15 protein-coding genes are annotated in these 21,065 nt (G+C 60.2%); 9 read left to right on the forward strand and 6 right to left on the reverse strand.

Annotated features, from left to right (window positions below; translation table 11 throughout):
* Window positions 1-18 precede the first annotated feature (18 nt).
* Together PSEBG33_RS11710 and PSEBG33_RS11705 are read left to right on the forward strand one after the other, a co-directional pair.
* Complete coding sequence (locus PSEBG33_RS11710) at window positions 19-4,818, forward strand: neuraminidase-like domain-containing protein (RefSeq protein WP_005788893.1); 4,800 nt, start codon at window positions 19-21, stop codon at window positions 4,816-4,818.
* A complete protein-coding gene (locus tag PSEBG33_RS11705; protein ID WP_005788895.1) occupies window positions 4,815-9,248 on the forward strand; it encodes a SpvB/TcaC N-terminal domain-containing protein in 4,434 nt (1,477 codons plus the stop codon). The genes PSEBG33_RS11710 and PSEBG33_RS11705 overlap by 4 nt, the downstream gene beginning before the upstream one ends.
* 65 nt (window positions 9,249-9,313) lie before the next feature.
* Here the strand turns inward: PSEBG33_RS11705 and PSEBG33_RS11700 are convergent, their stop codons facing one another.
* The 4 genes from PSEBG33_RS11700 to PSEBG33_RS11685 all read right to left on the reverse strand — a co-directional run bounded on the left by PSEBG33_RS11700 (window position 9,314) and on the right by PSEBG33_RS11685 (window position 14,024).
* Window positions 9,314-12,214: an RHS repeat-associated core domain-containing protein gene (locus tag PSEBG33_RS11700; protein ID WP_005788896.1), complete on the reverse strand. Its 2,901-nt coding sequence runs from the start codon at window positions 12,212-12,214 to the stop codon at window positions 9,314-9,316.
* Between the two features lie 115 nt (window positions 12,215-12,329).
* Window positions 12,330-12,881 carry a cytochrome b gene (locus PSEBG33_RS11695; protein ID WP_005788899.1) on the reverse strand — a complete coding sequence of 184 codons (552 nt, stop codon included), beginning with the start codon at window positions 12,879-12,881 and terminating at the stop codon, window positions 12,330-12,332.
* 151 nt (window positions 12,882-13,032) lie between these two features.
* The gene (locus PSEBG33_RS11690; RefSeq protein WP_005788901.1) at window positions 13,033-13,578 is read right to left on the reverse strand and encodes a putative natural product biosynthesis protein; all 546 of its coding nucleotides are present in this window, start codon (window positions 13,576-13,578) and stop codon (window positions 13,033-13,035) included.
* A gap of 62 nt (window positions 13,579-13,640) precedes the next feature.
* A complete protein-coding gene (locus PSEBG33_RS11685; RefSeq protein ID WP_005788904.1) occupies window positions 13,641-14,024 on the reverse strand; it encodes a DUF2946 domain-containing protein in 384 nt (127 codons plus the stop codon).
* 181 nt (window positions 14,025-14,205) lie between these two features.
* On the opposite strand from PSEBG33_RS11685, the gene PSEBG33_RS11680 reads away from it, so the two are divergent.
* The 3 genes from PSEBG33_RS11680 (at window position 14,206) to PSEBG33_RS11670 (ending at window position 16,303) form a co-directional block, all read left to right on the forward strand.
* On the forward strand, window positions 14,206-14,814 hold the full coding sequence (locus PSEBG33_RS11680; RefSeq protein ID WP_005788906.1) for an SCO family protein: 609 nt from the start codon (window positions 14,206-14,208) through the stop codon (window positions 14,812-14,814).
* On the forward strand, window positions 14,814-15,296 hold the full coding sequence (locus PSEBG33_RS11675; RefSeq protein WP_005788908.1) for a copper chaperone PCu(A)C: 483 nt from the start codon (window positions 14,814-14,816) through the stop codon (window positions 15,294-15,296). Before PSEBG33_RS11680 ends, PSEBG33_RS11675 begins: the two co-directional genes overlap by 1 nt.
* Window positions 15,297-15,811: 515 nt before the next feature.
* The gene (locus PSEBG33_RS11670) at window positions 15,812-16,303 is read left to right on the forward strand and encodes an HIT family protein (RefSeq protein ID WP_005788910.1); all 492 of its coding nucleotides are present in this window, start codon (window positions 15,812-15,814) and stop codon (window positions 16,301-16,303) included.
* Here the strand turns inward: PSEBG33_RS11670 and PSEBG33_RS11665 are convergent.
* A complete protein-coding gene (locus PSEBG33_RS11665; protein ID WP_005788912.1) occupies window positions 16,287-16,769 on the reverse strand; it encodes a GNAT family N-acetyltransferase in 483 nt (160 codons plus the stop codon). The genes PSEBG33_RS11670 and PSEBG33_RS11665 overlap by 17 nt on opposite strands.
* A gap of 175 nt (window positions 16,770-16,944) precedes the next feature.
* On the opposite strand from PSEBG33_RS11665, the gene PSEBG33_RS11660 reads away from it, so the two are divergent.
* Window positions 16,945-17,280 carry a hypothetical protein gene (locus PSEBG33_RS11660; RefSeq protein ID WP_005788913.1) on the forward strand — a complete coding sequence of 112 codons (336 nt, stop codon included), beginning with the start codon at window positions 16,945-16,947 and terminating at the stop codon, window positions 17,278-17,280.
* Here the strand turns inward: PSEBG33_RS11660 and PSEBG33_RS11655 are convergent.
* Window positions 17,270-18,883, reverse strand: coding sequence for a hybrid sensor histidine kinase/response regulator (locus PSEBG33_RS11655; RefSeq protein ID WP_005788915.1), 1,614 nt, complete (start codon window positions 18,881-18,883; stop codon window positions 17,270-17,272). The two genes, PSEBG33_RS11660 and PSEBG33_RS11655, sit on opposite strands and share 11 nt — an antisense overlap.
* Window positions 18,884-18,980: 97 nt before the next feature.
* On the opposite strand from PSEBG33_RS11655, the gene PSEBG33_RS11650 reads away from it, so the two are divergent.
* The 3 genes from PSEBG33_RS11650 to PSEBG33_RS11640 all read left to right on the forward strand — a co-directional run bounded on the left by PSEBG33_RS11650 (window position 18,981) and on the right by PSEBG33_RS11640 (window position 21,031).
* Window positions 18,981-19,583: a LuxR C-terminal-related transcriptional regulator gene (locus PSEBG33_RS11650; protein ID WP_005788917.1), complete on the forward strand. Its 603-nt coding sequence runs from the start codon at window positions 18,981-18,983 to the stop codon at window positions 19,581-19,583.
* Between the two features lie 250 nt (window positions 19,584-19,833).
* On the forward strand, window positions 19,834-20,325 hold the full coding sequence (locus PSEBG33_RS11645) for a GNAT family N-acetyltransferase (protein WP_005788918.1): 492 nt from the start codon (window positions 19,834-19,836) through the stop codon (window positions 20,323-20,325).
* A 316-nt stretch (window positions 20,326-20,641) separates the two neighbouring features.
* The gene (locus PSEBG33_RS11640) at window positions 20,642-21,031 is read left to right on the forward strand and encodes a hypothetical protein (RefSeq protein ID WP_005788920.1); all 390 of its coding nucleotides are present in this window, start codon (window positions 20,642-20,644) and stop codon (window positions 21,029-21,031) included.
* Window positions 21,032-21,065: the final 34 nt, after the last annotated feature.

Genomic DNA, 21,065 nt, shown 5'->3' on the forward strand with positions numbered 1-21,065 from the left:
CCGGATCAAGGAACGACCATGTCTGCCCCCATCACCCAACACCTCAACGAACAGCTGCGCGACGCGATGCTGGCGTTCTACATGAACACCGTACTGCCCGAAGATCCCACCGTGCAGACACTGCAACTGGCCGACACCTTCAAGCACGTCGACGATATCTACGCCTATTGGTTGCTCGACCCCCAGGTCAGCCACGCGGTGCCCACCACCCGCATCGCCAGTGCGATTGCCAGCCTTCAGCAGTACATCAACGCCATCTACCTGGGCCTGGAACGCGGCTACGAAGAAACAGGCATGAGCCATGCCCAGCAGACCGAATGGCGAGACACCTTGCTGACCTACTCGCTGTGGCGCGCCAACCAGCAACTTTGCCACTACCCGGCCAGTTACCTGAGCCCCACCCTGCGCCACGACAAGAGCGACAGTTTCAGGCAACTGGAAGACGAGTTGAACCAGTTCCGTACCGAGCCGGCATCGCTCTTGAAGGCTGTTCACGGTTACCTCAATCGCTTCGAAGAACTCGCCAATATCAGAACCCTCAATGGCTATATCGATGGCGACAGGGACAGCTTCGCCAGCAGCGCCTATTACTTCATTGGCAAATCCAGCTCTGAAAACACCTATTACTGGCGCACGCTGGCTATGCCTGAGCGCCCAGCCGAGGGCACCGCTCCCAAGCCAGCGGTCTGGTCGGGATGGAAAAAAATCCATCTGTCCATCGACGACAATGTTCCCGAACAGACGATCCGCCCAGTGGTCTTCAATGGCCGTCTTTTCCTGGTGTGGGCCCAATGTATCAATCCGATGTCCTCCACCAAAGACATCACCCCGTTTGGACGCGGCGACGTTGAATCCGACAAGGAATACCAGCAACGCCTGGATACCCGGATACAGAGTACCTACCTGCAGTTCCGGCTGTACTTCTCGTTCAAAAAGCTCGATGACAGCTGGAGCACGCCGCAATTGTGCATCCAGGAATACAACATCGCCAAAGAGCTCGACGAGTTGAGTTCAGAGGACTTGATGAGTGCCACCCATACGATTGCCGTTGTCGACGCGAACCCCCTCACACCGTCGCTGTTTCTGGGCCTCCTCGCCCAGCCGAACACTCCAGCACCCGCGCAGAACAACGCAACCCATCGAAATTTTTACCAAGCCATTCGTGTGGACGAACACTTCAACACCCATTGGCTTGAGAGCATCGGCAGCACCCGCAAGACGCGCCTTTGGCTCGATGAATCTCATCTGGAACTGGCGGGGCGCTACCTGGCCATGTTTACACACCACAACCATGCCAGGTTTCAATTCAGGGCCACGAAAACCGCGCAGGTAAACGTGGAAGCTTTAACCCTTGACGCGCCTCATGGCGCTGTCAACGGCTGGAATTATGAAGGCCATCAGAACAAGATCCGTGCGCTGACGAGCGCCGATATCAAGTTCAATACCACGACCTCGATACTGGAGGTGACGACCAGGCTCGCAGAAGGTTTCGAGCCGCATCACACCCTGATCTTCAACTACGACAACGACCTGGTCACGTTTACCCTGACCTTGAGTACAAACGGCGTGCCCCAGGCAAATGAAACGCTGAAGTTGAGCGCCACCTCACAGATCCATCTCAAGAGCGCCGTGCTCATTGAACTGTCCTCCGTGCAAATAGGGCTGAGCCTCAAATGCCAGAAAACCGGAGTCGAGCAGGCTGACTTTATTCGCAATGAAAGTAATCAACCGTTCAGTCTTGCCCTGCCCCCGAAAGAAAATGCCAGCCCCCCCACAGATTCCGTCACCCTGGACCTGGACGGAACATACATTTCACGCGAAGCCTTCGAGTATTTTTCCGACGCACCGGATTCTGCTTACCTGGTTTCGCTGACATTCCATGAAGATCACGGCTCGCCACCGGACCATAAGCACGACTTATTCCACGGCACTGTCACGCTCAACCAAAAACAACGTCTGTACAGACCTGTACTGATGTATATGAAACAAGCCAATGCTGCTTTGCCGGAAACCCTGAACAGGAACAATACCGTGCTGGTCGGGCAGGCCGAACACTCGCGCCGCAACCTGCGCGATGCCTTCACGGAACTGTCCATAAAGCATTTTTTTGACGTGCCGATCGAGTTCGCGCCGCAGACGATGAGGCCTTATGGCGAGGAAACCGGCAATCCTCCCCCGGCCTCATTGACCCTTATCCACGGCGTGTTGATACTGGAAAGCGATGTGCGCTATCCCTCGCCCACCATTCTGGGCTATGCGCTGAAAACTGCCACATTCAGGCTCGGCACCCATAGCAATCCTCCTGTCATCCCGCTGGCCCCGCGCATTCGTCGTCTAACATCGGCGCCTTATGGCACGGCGGAGTTCATCGATTTCGACGGCAGCGCCATCGATTTCGACAGCAGCGCCATCGATTTCGACAGCAGCGCCATCGATTTCGACAGCAGCGCCATCGATTTCGACGGCAGCGCCATCGAGTACGGCGTTACGCCTAAGCACAAACGCGCGCCCATTCGTACCAACACCTGCGTTGCGAGCCTGCTGACAAAAACTGCAGGAGCCGACGTACATCACCTGTTCTCCTTGCCAACGGACGCCTGGCGTGAGCCACCGCTGGCGGGCGAAAAGAATTACAGCCTGCTGGACTTCCAGGGTGCCCATGGTGCGTATTACTGGGAGCTGTTTCTTTACCTGCCCTGGTTGTTGGCGCACCGTTTGAACCTGGAACAGCAATATGCCGACGCCGAAGTCTGGATACGGTTTCTTTTCGATCCTGCTCATCAGTCTGCCCATTGGCGTCAGCCGATGCTGTTGGCCGACACTGCGCCACCACCCAGCCAGACCTTGCTCTGTGCTCATCGACTGGCCAAAAGCAGCCCCGTGCATTTTCGCCAGGCGCTGTACCTGTTGTATGTCGATATTCTGCTTAATCGCGGTGACGCGGCCTACCGGCAAATGAGCCGCGACAGCCTGGCCGAGGCCAAGCTGTGGTACATCCGCACCAAAGGATTGCTGGGGCCGCGCCCACCGCTCAACGCTGTTGATCCCTGGGTGACCACGACCCTGGACAAACTGCAAAGTCCCTCGGCACTTGGCAGGACGCCGGTGCCTGCCGGCACAGCACGGTTGTGCCGATCCCTGAGCCCGGACCTGCTGATGCGCTGGGACAAGGTCGAGGCGCGCCTGTACAACCTTCGCCATCACCTTGACCTGACCGGCAAGCCCATGAGCCTGCCGCTCTACGCCGCCACGCTGACACCCCAGGCGTTGCTGGCCGCCTACCAACAAGGCACCGACGGCGCCAGCGTGCAGACAACCCTGCGCACTGCGCACGCCGGGCACTATCGCTTCCAGGTGGTGCTGGGGCACGCTTTGCAGGCCGTGGATAACCTGATCCAGTTGGGAGCGACCTTGCTGTCACTGTGGGAGCGCAAGGAGCAGGCCCACTTTGTAGAATCCCAGCAACAACAGGCCTGGGAACTGGCCAGGTTAGCCGTCGAGCAACAAGCCCAGGCCGTGCAGGTCGACACCATAAACAGGCATGCCCTGCTGGCCGGGCGTCGCATCGTCGAGGCCCGGGTGGCCTTCATAGAGCAGCAACTCAAGGTCGGCATCAGCCCGGCAGAAGCCCAGGCCACCCAAGCGTATCAGGACAGCGCACACTGGGAAACGGCAGCCGCGGTTGCTCAAGCCGGCGCGGGCCTGGCGATGCTGATACCGAATATTTTCGGCACCTCCAATGGCGGCGTGCGTTACGAAGGTGCCTTTCACGCGCTGCAAGCCATGTCCCAAGGCATGGCCAACGAACAGCGCGCCAACGCCGCCCACCTCGACCGCTCCGACCTGTTCGCCCGCCGCGCCGCCGAATGGGGTAATGCCCTGGAGCAGGCGCGCCTGGAACTGGCCCAGGTCGATGCACAACTGCTGGCTTACACCGAACAAGAGCAACATACCCGCCTGCAATTGCGCCTGGCCCAAACCGCGTTCACCCAGGCGCGAACCTTGTATGACCTACTGGGTAAACGCTTTACCAACGCCCAGCTCTATCAATGGCTCAACGGCCAGCTTGCGACGTTCTACTACCAGGCGTATGACGCCACCCTGTCCCTGTGCCTGGCCGCCGAGGCGTGCTGGCAAGAGGAACGCGCGGAGTGGAACAAACACTTCATTCAAACCGGGCTCTGGGTTCGCCAATACCGTGGCCTCAGCGCCGGCGAAGCCCTTAAACAGAATTTGCTGAGCATGAGCAGTGCCTACACCACCCAGAACGAACGCTTGCTGGAGATCACCAAAACCGTGTCGTTGGGTCTGCTTCACGACCAAGACGCTTCGGCCACAGGCGATAAACCCTGGGCAACGCTTAAAGCCGAACTCCTGACTAACGGTACGCTGAGCTTTGAACTGACCCGCAAGCTGTTCGACGACGATTACCCTGGCCACTACCTGCGGCGGATCAAAAGCGTCAGTGTCTCCCTGCCTGCCACCCTGGGGCCCTACGAAGACATCAAGGCCATCCTGACCCAAACCGGCAATACCACGCATCTTGCGCCCACGTCTGATAAACCCGAGGTTGCAGCAAAGAAAGACTGGCGCGCCAGGCAGGAAATCGCCCTGTCCAACGGGCTCAACGACAGCGGCCTGTTCACCTTGAACTTCGACGGTGACGAACGTTATCTGCCGTTCGAATACACCGGCGCCATTTCCACCTGGCAACTGAGCTTCCCCAATCATAAGCGGCAAGAGGCCCTGCTCAAATCCTTGACCGATATCATCGTGCACCTGCGTTACACCGCCAGGAACAGCGGAGGCCTGCGATGAGCATGCAGTCATCCGATTTTTTGCAGCCGGCAATCCCTGCCCTGCCCAAGGGCGGCGGTGCCATCCAGGGCCCTGGCGTCAGTTGGGGGCCTGTCGGCTCACGGGGCGAGGCGTGCCTGGACGTGCCTTTGCCGATTTCGCCCGGACGCGGTTTCGCCCCTGCGTTGAGCCTCGGGTATCGCAGCTCGCAAGGCAATGGCCCGTTCGGACTCGGCTGGACACTGTCGGCGGGCGCGATCAGCCGTGATACACGCAAGGGTATCCCGGCCTACGGCGAAGATGACAGTTTCGTCAGCCCCCAAGGTGTCGAGCTGATCCCGGAGCGTGACGCCCATGGCGAGATTCACGCCACCGCTTGCGACCAGTACAACGGCCTGCCCCTGGGTGAAGCGCATCGGGTAGTGCGCTATATGCCAATCGTCGAGGGCAGGTTCGATCGGATCGAACATTGGTCATCCTCAAGTGATACTGCCGGGTTCTGGCTGGTGCAGGGTGCGGATGGCTGCGTACATCTGTTCGGCAAAACCCTGATCGCTCGCTGCGCAGACCCGGAGGACAGCCGCCATGTGGCCCAATGGCTGTTGCAGGAAAGCCTCAATCCCCTGGGAGAGCAGATTTATTACCACTACAAGCCAGAAGACCAGCGCGCTCCAACCACCAGGGATTACCGTGCGCAGCGTTACCTGGCCAGGGTGTGCTACGGCAACCTGCGACACCGCGAACACTTGACGCTTTGGAATACCGATGTGCTCGCCGAGAAACAATGGCACTTCGAGCTGCTGCTCGACTATGGCGAACGCCACACCGAGCTGAGCCAGGTGCCGACCTACGCCGAGCAACAGCCGTGGCTCTCGCGCAGCGACCCGTTCTGCAATTACGCCTACGGTTTTGAACTCGGCACCCAGCGGCTTTGCCGGCAAGTCCTGATGTTTCATTACTTTCCGGATGAGCCGAGCATGGGCGCCAACCCGGTGCTGACCCGGCGACTGCTGCTGGAACACACCGACCGTCACGCCGCAGGCAGTTGCCTGAATGCCTTGCACAACCAGGCTTATGACGCTCAGGGAACGGCCAGCGCCTGGCCGCCCCTGGAGCTGGCCTACAGCGCCTTCAAGCCGGCACTGGAACCCGCCCGCTACCAGCCGTTCGACGGCATGGCGGGTGTCAACGATGGGCAACACTATCAACTGGTGGACCTGTGCAACGACGGTCTGCCGGGCATCCTGCACCGTACCGACAAAAGTTGGTATTACCGCGAACCGCTCAGGGCTGCGCGTGTGTCCGGCCTCGATGCGGTGACCTATGGGCCATGGCAGGCACTGCCACGCATTCCCGTCGCAGACACTGCCCAGGCCACTCGTCAGGCCCTGGCAGACCTCAATGGCGACGGACACCTCGAATGGGTGGTGGCCCAACCGGGCATGAGCGGTTTTTTCACCCTCGATACGCAGCGACAATGGTCAAGTTTTACGCCATTCGCGGCGATACCCCAGGAGTTTTTCCATCCCCACGGGCAATTCGCTGACCTGATGGGCAGCGGCCGCCTGGACCTTGCGTTGATCGGCAATCACAGCGTGCGTTTGTATGCCCATCACCAGAGCGAGGGGTATGGCGCCGGCCTCCAAGTGCCCTACGAGCACGCCGACGAGGGTCTGCCCACGCTCAGCCATACATCGACCGAGCTGGTCGCCTTCTGCGACCCGTTAGGCAGCGGTCAACAGCACTTGGTGCGTATTCGCCATAATGAAATCAGATGCTGGCCAAACCTGGGCCGCGGACGCTTCGGCAAGGGATTCGTGTTTGCGGCATTGCCGTTCGACTACGCCAGCTTCGACGCCGCCAATATCCGCCTGGCTGACCTCGACGGTTCAGGCGCGGTGGACCTGATTTACCTGCAGCCTGAACAACTGCTGATTCTCATGAACCGCGCCGGCAGCGGGCTGATGCCGCCTGTGACGTTGCCCTGGCCAGACGGCGTGCTCCACGACGCGACGTGTCAGGTCAGTTTCGCCGACCTTCAAGGCCTGGGCTGTTCCAGCCTGATCCTGAGCGTACCGCACATCAAACCCCGGCATTGGCGCTTCGACTTTGTCCGTCGAAAACCTTATTTGTTGACGGCCACCCTCAACAACATGGGAGCGGCCACCCTACTGAGTTATCGCAGCAGTGCCCAGGAATGGCTCGACGAAAAACACCAGCGGCCGTCCTCGGGGAAAGCCTCAGTCAGCAGCCTGCCCTTCCCCGTGCCGGTGGTTCGGCTTCAGCGGCAAACAGACCAGGTCAGCGGCAATCGGCTGACCCAGTATTTTCGCTACCGTGAAGCCTGTCACGACAGCGTTGAGCGCCGGTTCATCGGCTTCGGCCTGGTGCTGGAAACCGATATGCCGCCGTCCGCCAATACCGCATCGGGAGTACTGACCAAACGCTGGTTCAATACACTTGAGCTTTCGCGAGAGGGGTTTTATGCAGGGGATCGACATGCGCCTGTGGTGGGGCCGACCCTGCTGGGCCAGTTGGAGACCGGGCGCACTCTGGACACCCTGATTGCCAACCCGCAGGCATCGACCTGGCATCAAGTGCGGCGTGCGCTGGCCGGTAGCCTGTTGCGCGAGGAGGTCTACGCCGCCGCCGATAAACCGCCGAACGGCGTGCCCTACTCGGTGCAGCAACAACGTTATCTGGTACGCCTTATAAGCCCGTCGCGAAAGGCTGGCGAACCGGCGACACTGCTGCCTTTGCTGCTGGAGTCGATCACCTGTCACTACGAGCGCCAGCAGGATGATCCGCGCTGTCGGCACCTGTTGAATCTGCGCTGGGACACCTACGCCAGCCTTGTGCACAGCGTGGTGGTCGATTATGCCCGCCGCAAGAGCGCCACTGACGCCGCGCCGTCCGGCCAACCCCATGAGCAGCAGTGGTGGCGCGCAGCGCACGACCCGGCACAACAGGCTTACTACCTCAACGAAACCCTCGCCCGCTTCATTCACCTGGACGCACCGCAACGCTGGCGCCTGCAACTGCCTTACCAGCAGCGCAGCAACGTACTGACGCTACCCAGGCAAGCATGGCCGCACGGGCAGATCGGCTATGAACAATTCGTCGCCGAGGACGCGTCCAACCCCTTGAGGCCGGGTGACCAGCGCCAACTCGGCGGGCTGTCGGTGCAGCACTATTGCCTGGCGGAGCACACCACGCCGTTACCGCCCGGAACCGCGAGTTTCCAGGCTTTGCCCGCTTACGTCGAAGTCGCCGAACTCGATGCGCCGGCATTGAGCGTCTATCAAGACCCACAGATCACCGCCACCTTGACCGAACAGCATTATCGCCCGATGTCCGCGTTTCTCTCGGCGATTGCAGGGCAGGACGATGCAATGACACTTTGGTCGGTCGGCCGCGGCTACACTCGTTACGCGCAACCTGATGGGTTCTATCGGCCTCGTCGCCACCAGGCCAGCATGAGCCACGCCGCGACGCAGACCGAATACGACGCCTACTGGCTACACGTGATCAAAGTTCAGTCAGCGGACGGCTGCTCGACCCAGGCCGACTACGACTACCGGATCGGCCTGCCGGTGACAGTCACCGACGCACAGCGCACCCGGCAGTACGCGCAATACGATGCCCGCGGACATCTGATTGCCACTGGCCTTGCGGGTGAGGAACAGGGCAAGCCTGTCGGCTATGACAACTGGCAATCCGTCACCCGCGCCCTCGACAGCGGCCCGACGCAGGCGCTGGCCGATCCTGCCACGGCCCTTCACAATGCCCAGAGCGCCTGCTTTTATGACGTGTTCAGTTGGATGGGCCGCATCCCGGCTGCCAGTGTGCAGGCGCACTGGGTGAGCAGCGGTTACCTGCTACCCAGCGGGCACATTCGAGCCTCAGCGCTGGCGCGCATCAACCACCTGCCCAGCCGGCAGCCCCATCATCAAACGCTTTTAAGCCTGATCAAGACTGCCCGTCGAGTGCCGGTGCACGCCGTGGTGCTGCATGACGACCACTGGCAGGGAACGCCAGGTGAGGCCGATCGGCAGATCCACGTCGCCCTCGCCTTCAGTGATGGTTTTGGTCGCGTGCGGCAAACCCAGGAGCAAGCACAATCAGGCCCCGCGTTTGCGGTCGACCCCGCCGGAACGTTAAGCGAGGGTGCCGATCAAGTCGAAGCCACTCGCCGCTGGCGCATCAGTGGGCGCGTCGAATACGACAACCGGGGGGGCGTGGCGCGGACCTGGCGGCCTTACTTCGCCGACCGTTCCGGGTACATCGACGATAAGGCGTTCAATGCCTCGCGCCCCAGCGAACGACACGTTCACGACGCACTTGGACGCCCGGTACTTACCCTCAACGCCAATGGCGACACGCGTCGCCAAACGTATTGTGTCTGGTACAGCATCAGCGAAGACGAAAACGACACTCACGCCCCTGACTGACGATTGCCACCCAAAGAGCCGGGCCTTCAAGGGCCCGCGCTCCAGGGCCTGATGTACTGCTTGCCTCAGCGACGATGAATATCTCTCACACCGACTGCCCGATAGTTAGGCCCGCTCACATGCGCAATCAATAACCGGTAGGCGCCGCGACCCCGATGCCCGCGATACAACGGCAAATCGAAACTGCGGGTGTTACGCACTCCACGAACGGAGTGCCCTGAAGAAAAGGCCACTCGCCCCTCGATAAGATCGTTCAGGACGCCCCTGACGATGTCACCTTGCGCTCCTCGCAACTCATTCATGATGTCTTCGACATCGATGACCGGGTTCTGTGGACCCGGCGCAGGAGCAACTGCCGCAGGTTCGGGCGCTGAAACGGCGCCCGCTTCGCCATAACCTCGTCGCCCCGCACTTGCAGCCTTTGTCAGCGGGTGGACTTCGGTAGCTGTCAGCCCGGCTGCCGGCAATGGGCCAACCCTTTCATGTTGCGGAGGGCGCACCGTCATCGCTTCAAATCCCAGTCTTTTTAACTCCCGATCCGGGTTTTTGTGTGATTTGGCAGCTTTCAAAGCCGCGTGCTTGCGATGACCGGGTCCGGTGTAGGCGTAAATGCCACCGTAATCGTCAGGTATCAATCCGTAGGCGTAGCTCCCACTGTCGGATTTGTTCACTCGGAACTGATGAAGAAAATCCGCAAACGCAGTGATCTCCTCCTCGGTGGGGTTGGCCCCTTGCAATATATCCCGGGCATTTTCCATGGCCATTTCTCGATAAACTGCACTGCGCTCGTTTTCCCAGCTCCTGTCAACTCTTGCCTGCTGGCGAGCCCACAACGTTGCGCCCACAACTGCCATCATGAATCCCGCGACAGCTATCTGCGCGGCTTGGCTTGCGTCCAAGCTCATGGATGACCCAGCCAACACCGCCATGATAATGATGATGACCACTTCAACCAGGGGATTGCGCTGCAAGCCATTGTCATCCACATAGCCGACAGGGTTGTTCCCTACCATGGCGTACAGGTTCAACCCATCCACATCCCCCGCCGGGTCTGCACTTATCCACCGCATCAACCAGGGTGCGTAATACCTGAACCCGTAGTAATACAAGCCGCTGGCGTCGCGCTCCTTGCCCGAGTAACGCCGGGTTTTATAGCTTGCTTCAAGCGCATTCTTCGCGGCCCACCAGGCGGTCGCGCCGAACGGGTAATAACTTTCCTGGATGAGCAAGGCCGCTTTTTCGTCAAGCTCCAGAGTACTGCTGCCCAGGTGATCGCAGAGGCTGAAGCGCAGTTGCTCGTCCACCATGCCCTCGGGGCGCCCCTGTTGCCATTGCAACCCTCTGACCGCAGTGCGCCCGGCCTGAGCAAGCAGCACATTGCGCCATTCACCCGAGGTGCCCTGGCGATGCAGCTCCAGGCCCGGTAGATACAGCACTTCATGGGTATGGGTCTGTGAGCCGGTGTGTGCCACTCGGCGTTTGCTGACCCGCTGGCCGGCGCCGTCGTACACATAGACCTCATCGTCATGTTCGCCGCTGTCACGCAGCACTTGCGCAACACGAACCAATTGGTTGCGCACATTCCAGGTCAGCGCCTGCCCACGCGCCAGTTCCTTGAGATTGCCGGCCTGATCAAAGCGATTGCCCAGGCCGGGCGCCGTCGCCCCCTCCCGCTCGATCACGCTGTGGTTACTGTGTTCACCTGCGTGCATGTGCTGGGTAAAGCCGCTGCCGGAGGAAGGAACATGGCGCATCTGCGTCAGGTTGCCGGCCGGGTCGTAGGCGTAGTGTCGGGTGTAGTTGCGCCAGAGATTGTCGTCCGTGGCCCCGAACACGACCCTGCCCGGCAGCGCGGATGTGCCGGCGCTACGGGAGTTTTCCCGGCCAGTGGCCTTGATCAATCGTGACAGGCTGTCGTACTCGAACGTACTGACCGCCGCCACCTGAACGTTAGTCGCCCACCGCGTCGGCTGCGTCGCGTCGTGGATGCGCAGCACGTTGCCGACCCGGTCGTAGCGGTATGAAAGGTCTTGCAGGAGCCTGCCCGGCGTGTTTTTGAGGTGGGCGCTCAAGCGCATCAAACGGCCATCGGTATCGGCGTACTCGGCCACGCTGACGACACCATTGCCCGTGCGTTCGACCAACACCTGCGCCGAGGCGTTGAAGGTGCGCTGATCCACCAAGGTCTTGCGCGCTCCGCTCTTGAAGACTATTTCGCTGTGGGTCAACAAGCCGTCTACGCCGTAACGCGATTGCTGACGATTGCCGAGGGCATCGACCTGTTCCAGCACCTGGCCCAGCGCGCCGTACCGCCAGGTGGTCGTGAATGCCTCAGCCTGCAAGTGTGCGTCGCGTTCACTCTCCGCCAGCGGCCAGTCGGACGCAGTGTATTGTGCGCGCAAACGCCGGGTTTGCACCGTGACGCTGCCCTGTACGTTGTAATGATCGAAGAACAGCGTACCGGCTGGATCATCGTGGCGGATCAAGCGGCCACAGCGATTACGTGCCGCCTCCCGAGACGTCATGCCGGCGTAGGTCATGCGCTCCACGCAGCGCTCTGCCGCTTCGTCTGCAGCACGCTCAAACACCGCCACGGGGCGTAGCAACTGATCGTATTCAAACCGCTGCCGGGCGCCACGGCTGTCCCATTGCTGCACGACCTGACCAGCGCTGCCAGGCAGCATGACCTGGCTACCGGCATCCACGCTATCGGTACTCAGGGCTAGCCCGGTGAGGCTATGGCGATTGGACAGATTGGGCGGCACAGCGTCGTCAAGGCCGTGCAGGTCAGACAGCCTGGGGTCCCATTGTTGCTGCAGGAAGCCCCGGGCGCCGAATACCTGGCGCGTGACATACTCCAGAGGTTGCTGTTGTAGCGTGTTGCGGTGGTAAGCCACGCTACGCACGGTCAACCCTCGCGGGTCGAAAACCGTCAGTGACGGGGTGTTTTGGTGCAAGGAAGACATAAGCGGATAAACCTGAAAACCAATGGTTCACAAAGCCTAGTCATCCGCTCCAGGGTCGCATGGCAGCGCACCACGCTGTGACGCGTGCGGGTCTTCCGAATCTCTCGTCAGCGCTTCAAGCCCTACGACCAAACATGCGTCGCAATACCTGAGGCTCGCCTCGCAGCGAATGCACAAGCACCGCGCCGATATGCCCGACAATCAATACCAGCATCGTCCACCCCAGTTCGCTGTGGAAGTCGCGGCCCAGATCAATCATCCACTGCACCTTTTCGCCTTCCAGGCCCTCCATGATCGTCAGGCCAAACGCCGAAAATTCGCGACCGGAGCCGTACTGGCGCAGCAGCCCGATCACGGGGATCAGCAACATCAGCGCATAGAGCGCGCCATGCCCGATCGATGACCAGCGGTTCACGCTTGGGGGGCGATGGTGCCGGTGCAACAGGTTCCAGCTGGCCCGCAGTATCAGCAGCACCAGCAATAACAACCCTGTGGGCTTGTGATAGGGCCACAGCAGTTTGTCCACCGTAGAGTCGGAAGCCAGGTAGTGGGCCACCGCCGTGCAATAGATCCAGGTGAAAACCAGGGCCATCAACCCGTGCAGTGCCCGACTGACAACATCGTAGTGATCACTGGGCAAAGGGGTTGTCTCGAACATCTTCTTCATCGCAGCCTCTTGTGTTTTTGGCGTCGAACGTGAACATCGCACTCTTGCGGGTAAAAAAATACCGCTCCCATCAGCAGTATGAAAAAACAGTTTCATCCTACAAAAAGTTCGCGTTTCTTAGGTCGCCTCCCGTCATAGTTCGACCAGCACTTCAAGGCACCGGTTGCCAACCGCTGAAGCCAGCCTGGCGGGTCAACGGGCACCAGGCAAAATCCCCTGCCGGGGCAGGCAACACCTGGCGTTCGATATCAGCCAGCGGCCTGCCCTTCCAATCAACAATCCGTGCGTCTTGCCAGGCCAGAACCACGCCCTGGGCCTGGCTTTGATCGGTCGTCACCCAGCACGCCGCCGCGGCAGCCATGAAGGTTTCTATCGGCTCGTTATCTATTTGCGCACGGTACATCGAGCCCAGCAGCCAGCGGCAGACGTTCAGATGGTAGGTCCAATCCAACGGCGGCCGATGGCGATAGGCCCAGGTCATAAAGCTGCGAAACAGGTTCAGCCCCTCCGGCGGGTCAAGCTTGAGCAATGCCGGGCAGATATCGAACAAGGTGTGCCAATGGGGCAACAGGCGTGCATCCAGGTGCACAAAGCAACGGGCATTACTCGGGTAGTCGGGCAGCGCGGGCTCCGCGCACAGGCGACGGGACGCCTTGCTGACCAGGCGGCTGGCGCCTGCAGGCAATAGTTGATTCATGGATCGCACCCATAATCGTGACGACAGAATGCCCCCTGGTCTCAGGAGGCCCAAGGCATACGTCAGAATGCGGGGGAAGCGCGGGGGTTGGCCGAGGGCCAGGAATAACGCGGCGGCGCCTTGTTGCGACGCTCATGGCCCGGGCGCGGGGTTTGCCCGAGGCCAAGCAGCCAGGCCAGGCCGATCAGGAATACGATAGCGACGGTAATGGCGTTGCAGACCGGGCAGGCAAAGTAGTTCGAGATGTTGCTGGAACTCGGGTCAGCCAACCCTTTATCGGAAATTGGCAACTGGCCACCTTCCACTGAACAGAACAGCCCACCGATGCCGTTGAGCTGCTGGCCCATCATCTGACCGTGCCCCAAACCGCAGGCGAACAGGTTCATCAGCACGCAGAAGTACAGGGCCCAGGCGATCAGCGAACGGTCAGAGTGGCGCAATTTCATGGCGGCGACTCTACCACCGAAGCCGCAAAAGGATGAAGTGCGGTGCGCCCCTGTGGCAGAACGTCGCAGATTACGCGCAGTGGCCAGGGTTGATAGACTCTGCACCCTTCTCGTTACTCCTTTTCCAAGCCTGGTGAGGCAGCTCCATTGCTTCGCAGGCGTTTCACAGGATGCATAGTTGATGAGTACGTTATTCACCCGCCGCAAAGTGCTGACCGGCATGGGCCTGTTGGGCCTGGGCAGCCTGCTGGGCGGCTGTGACTACACCCCCAAGCTGAACTTCAAGTACGGCAAGGACCTCAGTGACAAGATCATGGGCCGCACCTTCAAGCTCAAGAACACCGACGGCGAAACCGTCACCCTGAGCTCGTACCGTGGCCTGATGCCGGTGGTGTTCTTCGGCTTCACCCAGTGCCCAGCGGTCTGCCCGACCGCCCTGGCACGCGCCGCCCAGGCCAAGAAGCTGATGGGCCGCGACGGCAAGATCATGCAGGTGGTGTTCATCACCCTGGACCCGGAACGCGACACCCCCGAGATTCTCGACAAGTACGTCAAGGCCTTCGACCCCAGCTTCGAAGCCCTCTACGGCACCCCGGAAGAAATCGCTGTGGCCGCCAAGGAGTTCGGGATCTTTTATGAAAAGATCCCCGCCGGCGACACCTACACCCTGTCCCACACCGCCACCAGCTTCGTGTTCGACACCCGTGGCAACCTGCGCCTTGGCTTGCAGGCATCCCTCACCGCTCAAGAGTGCGCAGAAGACCTGCTCACCGTCATGGAGGTCTGCTAATGACTACCGCTCAATACCTGAAACGCTTTGCCTTCGGCCTTACCCTGCTCGGCCTCGCCGCCCACGCCAGCGCCCAGGTGCAAGTGACCGACGCCTGGGTGCGCGCCTCCGTACCGGGCCAGCCGTCCAGCGGTGCCTTCATGACCCTCACCGCCGACAGCGACAGCCAATTGCTCAGCGTGGCCTCGCCGATAGCCAAGGACGTGCAGATCCATGAGATGAGCATGAAGGACGACGTGATGCGCATGGGCCCGGTGGACTCGGTGGCCCTGCCGGCGGGTAAATCCGTCAAGCTCGACCCCAACGGCTATCACGTCATGCTGATGGGCCTGACCGGCCAGATCAAGGAAGGCGACCAGGTGCCGCTGACCCTTGTGGTGCAGAATGCCAAGGGTGAAAAGCAGGCCGTTGAGGTGACGGCCAATGCCCGGGGCCTGGACGGCATGGATCACAGCCAGATGGACCATAGCAAGATGCATTGATTGCCCTGTGGGAGGGGGCTTGCTCCCGATGGCGGCCTCCGGGCCGACCAGGATGCTGGATCAGACCGAGTACATATCCATTGCTGCGGTAACGGCCACTTATGGTTCCGCTCTTACAGCGGGTCACTTTTGAAAAGCGCAAAAGTAACCAAAACGCTCTTGCCCCACCACTCGGCACCTCGCTCAGGCTCGGTGTGCCCGTAATCCGACAGGGATTTGGGGGGCCGCCGCCACGCGCCATCCATGGCGCGGGGCGGCTAAACCGGCATCCCTGCCGGTTTACCCCCCAAATCCCTGTCGAATTCCGGCCAGCGTGGTTTAACGGGGCGCCTAAGATCAAAAGCAGAGCAAGATCAAGAGCGGCTCGCTTCGCATCGTGGTTACGGTCGGCTGCGACGAAGTTGTGTAGATATCGATACTTATCGGAGCAAGCTCCCTCGCCATGGATTTGGGGCCACACCCTATCCGAGCAATACTTGGTATCCTGCCGCCCCAACCCATACGGACGCGTGCGTATGCAGATCGCCCCCGCTTTCATCCTGCATCAGACCGAGCATTGGCTGCTCAACCACCACCAGGCGTCAAAACTACCGGGATATCTGATGCTCGGCGCCAAGACATCGGTTGACTCGTTGGCCGACATGCCCGACGACGCACTGGCCGAACTGGGGGGCTTGCTCGCAAAAGTCCAACGCGTCATGCAAGCGAAACTGCAACCCAAATGGTTGTACATCAGCCGCTACGGCCATATGCCGGGGTTTCCCCTGCACTTTCACTTTATCCCGGTATACGACTGGGTTGAACAAGCGTTCTGGCACGACGAACGTTATCGCAGCCTGCAGGGGTTCGGCTCACAAGCTCTCACCAAAAGCCTGACCGATGGGGCCGAGCTAACCCTGTTTGTATGGCGCGAATTCGGCGAAAGCCTCACCCCACCACCGATTCGGGGCCCCGGCGTTGCTCAGGTCATTGAGCGATTGCGCGCAGCATTCAAAACGCCGGCATGACCCGCAGCCGCTTCACCATCGGCACACACGCCAGCACCAACCCCGAGGGTGAGCGATACACCGCCTGCTCATCCCCCACATAACCACATGAGCGGTAGAAACTCACCGCATTCAAGGTGGCGTCCAGCACTACCTGTTCAATCTCCATCTGCCGTGCAATACCCTCCACATGGGCAAGCATCGCCTTGCCATAGCCGCGCCCAGTGAACGCAGATCGTACGAACAATGCACCTACTTCATGGTGATCAGGATCGAGCATACCGGTAGCCACAACTTCACCGTCCACCCAGCCCAGGTAGAACGGCTTTTCCATCAGCACGCTGTAGCCATCACTTGCGCAACCTCGGGTCCAGAGCGCCATTTGCTCCGCGCTGTAGGCGCCAATGCACTGACCGCGAATGGCGTCACGGCGAATCTCGAACGCTCTGTCGGAGTCGTCTGGCGTAGCTCGTTTTATCTCCAACACTGCCTGTTCCTTCCATGACTTCAAATTGCCATTAGCCCATTTGTGCTAATCGACCCTGCCCGCCTGCGACGCTATATTCCTCGGCACTTCCAACGCTTCCTCAACACCGCGCATTCATTGCGTGCGGGTTTGTTGCGCGCTGGAAAAACCAAAACAATCCCAAGGAAGACGCACCATGAAACTCCACTCCCCTGTTACTCGCCTTGCCCTGCTGGGCGCCTTGATCATCGGCGTCGCCGGTTGCAGCAATATCAAGCCCACTGAAGATCACCTCAAGAAGCTGTCGGAAACCAACCTGGGCGAGCCGGTAAAACGTATCTCCAATGTGCGCAGCGATTCCATGACCACTTACTATGTCGCCAGCACTGCGTCCGGCGAATACAACTGTTCCGTACCAAGCGGGGCCAGCGGCGGTGCATTTGCGATCGCCAGTTTTGGCCTGATGAAACCTGCCGCCTACTGCCAGCCAAAAGGCGCGCGTGGCAACGGGCTGACACCGTTCATGCAGTAACTTTTTCCTGGCTGAGGTCACGCAACCTGCCGCGCAGTTCCGCAGGGCGCACCGGTTTGGACAAGATGGCGATCTGACGGTCGTGCAACGCGGCCTGGATTCTCTCCACGTCGTGACCCGTGAGGATCAACGCCGGCACCGCCCAACCGCGTTGCTGGCGTAGCTGGTCGATGCATTCGATGCCAGTGGCGTGATTACCCAGGTCGTAGTCGGCGACGATGATATCGCAGTCGCTGACCAGCCCCTTCCCACTCGACTCAGCCTGCACCTGGCACCCCCATCGCTCCAGCAGCGCCTGGGTGGCAAGCAGCACGTTGTGATCATCCTCCACCAGGCACACTTTCAGACCGGTGAGCAAGCCGGCCTGGCGCACATCGTCGCGCAGCGCCGGTTGACGCGGCGCGTTGGCCAGGGCCAGGCCGTGCAGGCTCACCGAGGTGCCCTGGCCCAACCGCGAACGCAGGCTCACCTGCATCCCCATCAATTGCCCCAGGCGCTTGACGATGGACAGCCCGAGGCCCACGCCTTCGACATCCTTGTCACGCAGTTGGCGCACGCGATAGAACTCTTCGAAGACCTTTGACAGATGCTCCCGTGCAATCCCTCGCCCCTGATCATGCACCTCTATGACCAAGCCGTTTTCGCGACTACGCACGCCGATCAGCACTGGCCGCTGCGCGCCGTATTTGAAGCAATTGGAGAGCAGGTTTTGCACCATGGTTGCCAACATGCCCGGATCCACCAGCGCCCAATGAGCGCAGGGGCGCAAGCGCAACTCCACGCCGGCCCAGCGTGCGGCCTCGGCGTTCTGGCGCACCAGGTCGGCAAGAAAGTCGCCCAGGTGGATCACCTGGTATTTGGGCAGCAGGCGACCATTGTCGAGGGTGTAGAGGTCGAGGATCGAACGGAACAGTTGCGACACGTTGAGCAGCGAGCGATCGATATTGTCCACCAGCCGCCGCTCGTCATCCCCCAACCGTGCTTCGCGCAGGCAGGCGGTGAACAGGCCAATGGAGTGGATCGGCTGGCGCAGGTCATGGCTGGCTTGGGCGAGAAAGCGGGATTTTTCCAGGTTGGCGGCAATGGCTTGTTCCGAAGCCTTGCGTGTGCGCTCCAGAAGGATATGGGCGTACACCGGGATCACCGTGCTGGTGATCATCAGCATCAACACCATGAACGGTTGCGCCTGCCACAGCGGCGTAAGCTGGTACACGATCAGCAGCGCCAGCAACGCCAGCCCCGTGGCAATCGCCAGGTAGCGCGACCCGTAGCGCATCCCGTTGCCCAGGTTCACCCAGACCATCACCGCGTACAGCGGCAACGCTGCTTCACCGCCGACCACCAGGCCGAACGACGTGCCGGTGTAGTCGTGGATCATGCCGAAGATGCGCCGCGCCGGGTAATGCCCGGGCCAGCGTGCGATCACCTGGCGCAACACGATGGACGCCAGCAGGAACCCGAAGATATACAGGATCACCGGCAGGTAGGTGTCCAGCGACTGCCCGGGCAAAAAACCCAGTACGCTGATATACACAATGGCGATGGTGGCCACCACGATGCGCAGGTTAGCCTGATCGAGTTCGGAGTTGGTCTCGGGACTCATAGTCATATCCTTGACATATCATCTTTGGAAAAGGGCCCTTGGCCCGCTGGTAAAGTAGCATGCCTCGACACCACCTTGCCCCAGGAAGGAGCTCGCCATGACCGGCCGGATCATCATCGCCGACGACCACCCGATGTTTCGCGAAGGCATGGCACGCACCGTGCGGCGCCTGCTGCCAGACGCCCAGGTGCAAGAGGCCGGCGACCTGGCCACAGTGAATGCGCTGCTGTGCGAGGCGAGCGAAGTCGACACCCTGATCCTCGATCTGCGCTTCCCCGGCCTGACTTGCATCAGCCAACTGGCCGAACTGCGCCAGCAACTGCGGCGCACAACGTTGATCGTGGTGTCGATGGTCGACGACCCGGCGCTGATCGAACAGGTGATGGCCCTGGGTGCCGACGGTTTTATCGGCAAGAACATCGCCCCCGACGACATTGGCCAGGCGTTGCTGGCGATCCGCAACGGCGAAGTGCTGGTCAAGTTCGCGCCTTCGGGCCTGCTGCCGCTGGACACCCACACCCTCACCACCCGCCAGCAGGAAGTGCTGCGCCTGATAGCCCAGGGCAAGACCAACAAGGAAATCGCCAAAGCCCTGGATATTTCGCCGTTTACCGTGCGCATTCATGTGTCGTCATTATTGCGCAGTTTGAATGTGCCGTCGCGGGCGGCGGCGGCAGTAAAGTATTCCGGGGAATTCTAGGTCGTCCGAATGTGGGAGGGGGCTTGCTCCCGATGGCAGTGGGTCAGTCCAAGATGCGTTTACTGACACTCCCTCATCGGGAGCAAGCCCCCTCCCACATTGGACTGAGTCGCATCAGTCAGGCCTGCGCTCTGCATCCGATATTTCAGTCGAACCTCACACCTTCCCCTCCAAGCAAATGGCCTTGCTGTGCCATAAGCTCGACGTTTCTTTATGATGTTGCCTTTCGCTCAACGCCCTGGAACCACCCATGCCCACCCTCACCCTGCGCAATGCTCTGCCCACCGACGCCCGCCGCTGCTTTGAAATCGAAACCAGCGCATACGAAGGCGACGAAGCCGCCACTCTGGAAAAAATCACCACGCGCATCGCCCAGTATCCCCAGGGCTTTTTGATCCTGGAGGAGGATGGCGAAGTCGTAGGTTTCATCAATTCCGGCTGTGCCCACAATGTGGTGATGTCGGATGAGGCATTCAAGGAATTGGTCGGCCATGTGGCCGAGGCGCCGAATGTGGTGATCATGTCGGTGGTGGTCGACCCGGCACATCAAGGCAAAGGCTATGCAAAAAAACTGATGACCGTGTTCGTGCAGCGCATGACAGCAATGGGCAAGCAGACGATTCACCTGATGTGCAAGCACCAGCACGTGCCGTTGTACACCCGCATGGGCTACACCTATGTGCGTCCTTCGCCGTCGGATCACGGTGGGATGGCGTGGCATGAAATGGTGAGAACTGTCTAAGAAAGGTCATTACATAACTGTTTCCAATCGTGAAACAAGCGCACACCACTGAGCCGTCAAATGTATTTCTACAAATGAAAACCTGAGTACCAACGACGCTTTCTTACATCCAGCCTGACTCTGCTGCCCCTTTGCCGGATTGCGCCTATCGCCACTCTCACTATTTGGAAACCCGCGACCACAGCGGTTTCACTCGGTTACATTCACCCGAAATGGGCCGCATTGAGCGACTGCTCACGGCGCTGTAGCCTGCGAAACGCCGAGCCGGGACGCCGTCCTGGCGGGTCAATATCCCAGCTATCAGAGAGGTGCAATCGTGTCTTCAATCAATGGTTACAGCCCATCTATCCCTGCATACCAACCCGTTGACAACAGCAGGATCGACAACGACAAAGCCAGATACAACCCCAAGGAAGAAAACCAGATTGGGGACGATGCAGAAGTGTCCGATGGCAAGGGCGGCTGGAAGAACATCGGCGATGAATACAGGGCCCACGCCAACCGTAGTCGGCTGGATCAAAACTTCCTGCCTTCGGACGAAAAGGCCGTCGACAATTCTCAGGTCAACACTGCCCGCAGCCGGTTAGATCGCAACTTCCTGCCGTCGGACGAAAAAACCGTTGAGAACGCTAAAGGCAACGCCAACCGTGACCCCATTGATTTCGAAATCAAATCCGATGGCAAGGGCAGTTGGGTCAAGGCGTAACACTGCAATCGGCTGTTTGCTGTCCAAACCGTTG

The sequence above is a fragment of the Pseudomonas synxantha BG33R genome, assembly GCF_000263715.2.
In the GTDB taxonomy this organism is placed as follows: domain Bacteria; phylum Pseudomonadota; class Gammaproteobacteria; order Pseudomonadales; family Pseudomonadaceae; genus Aquipseudomonas; species Aquipseudomonas synxantha_A.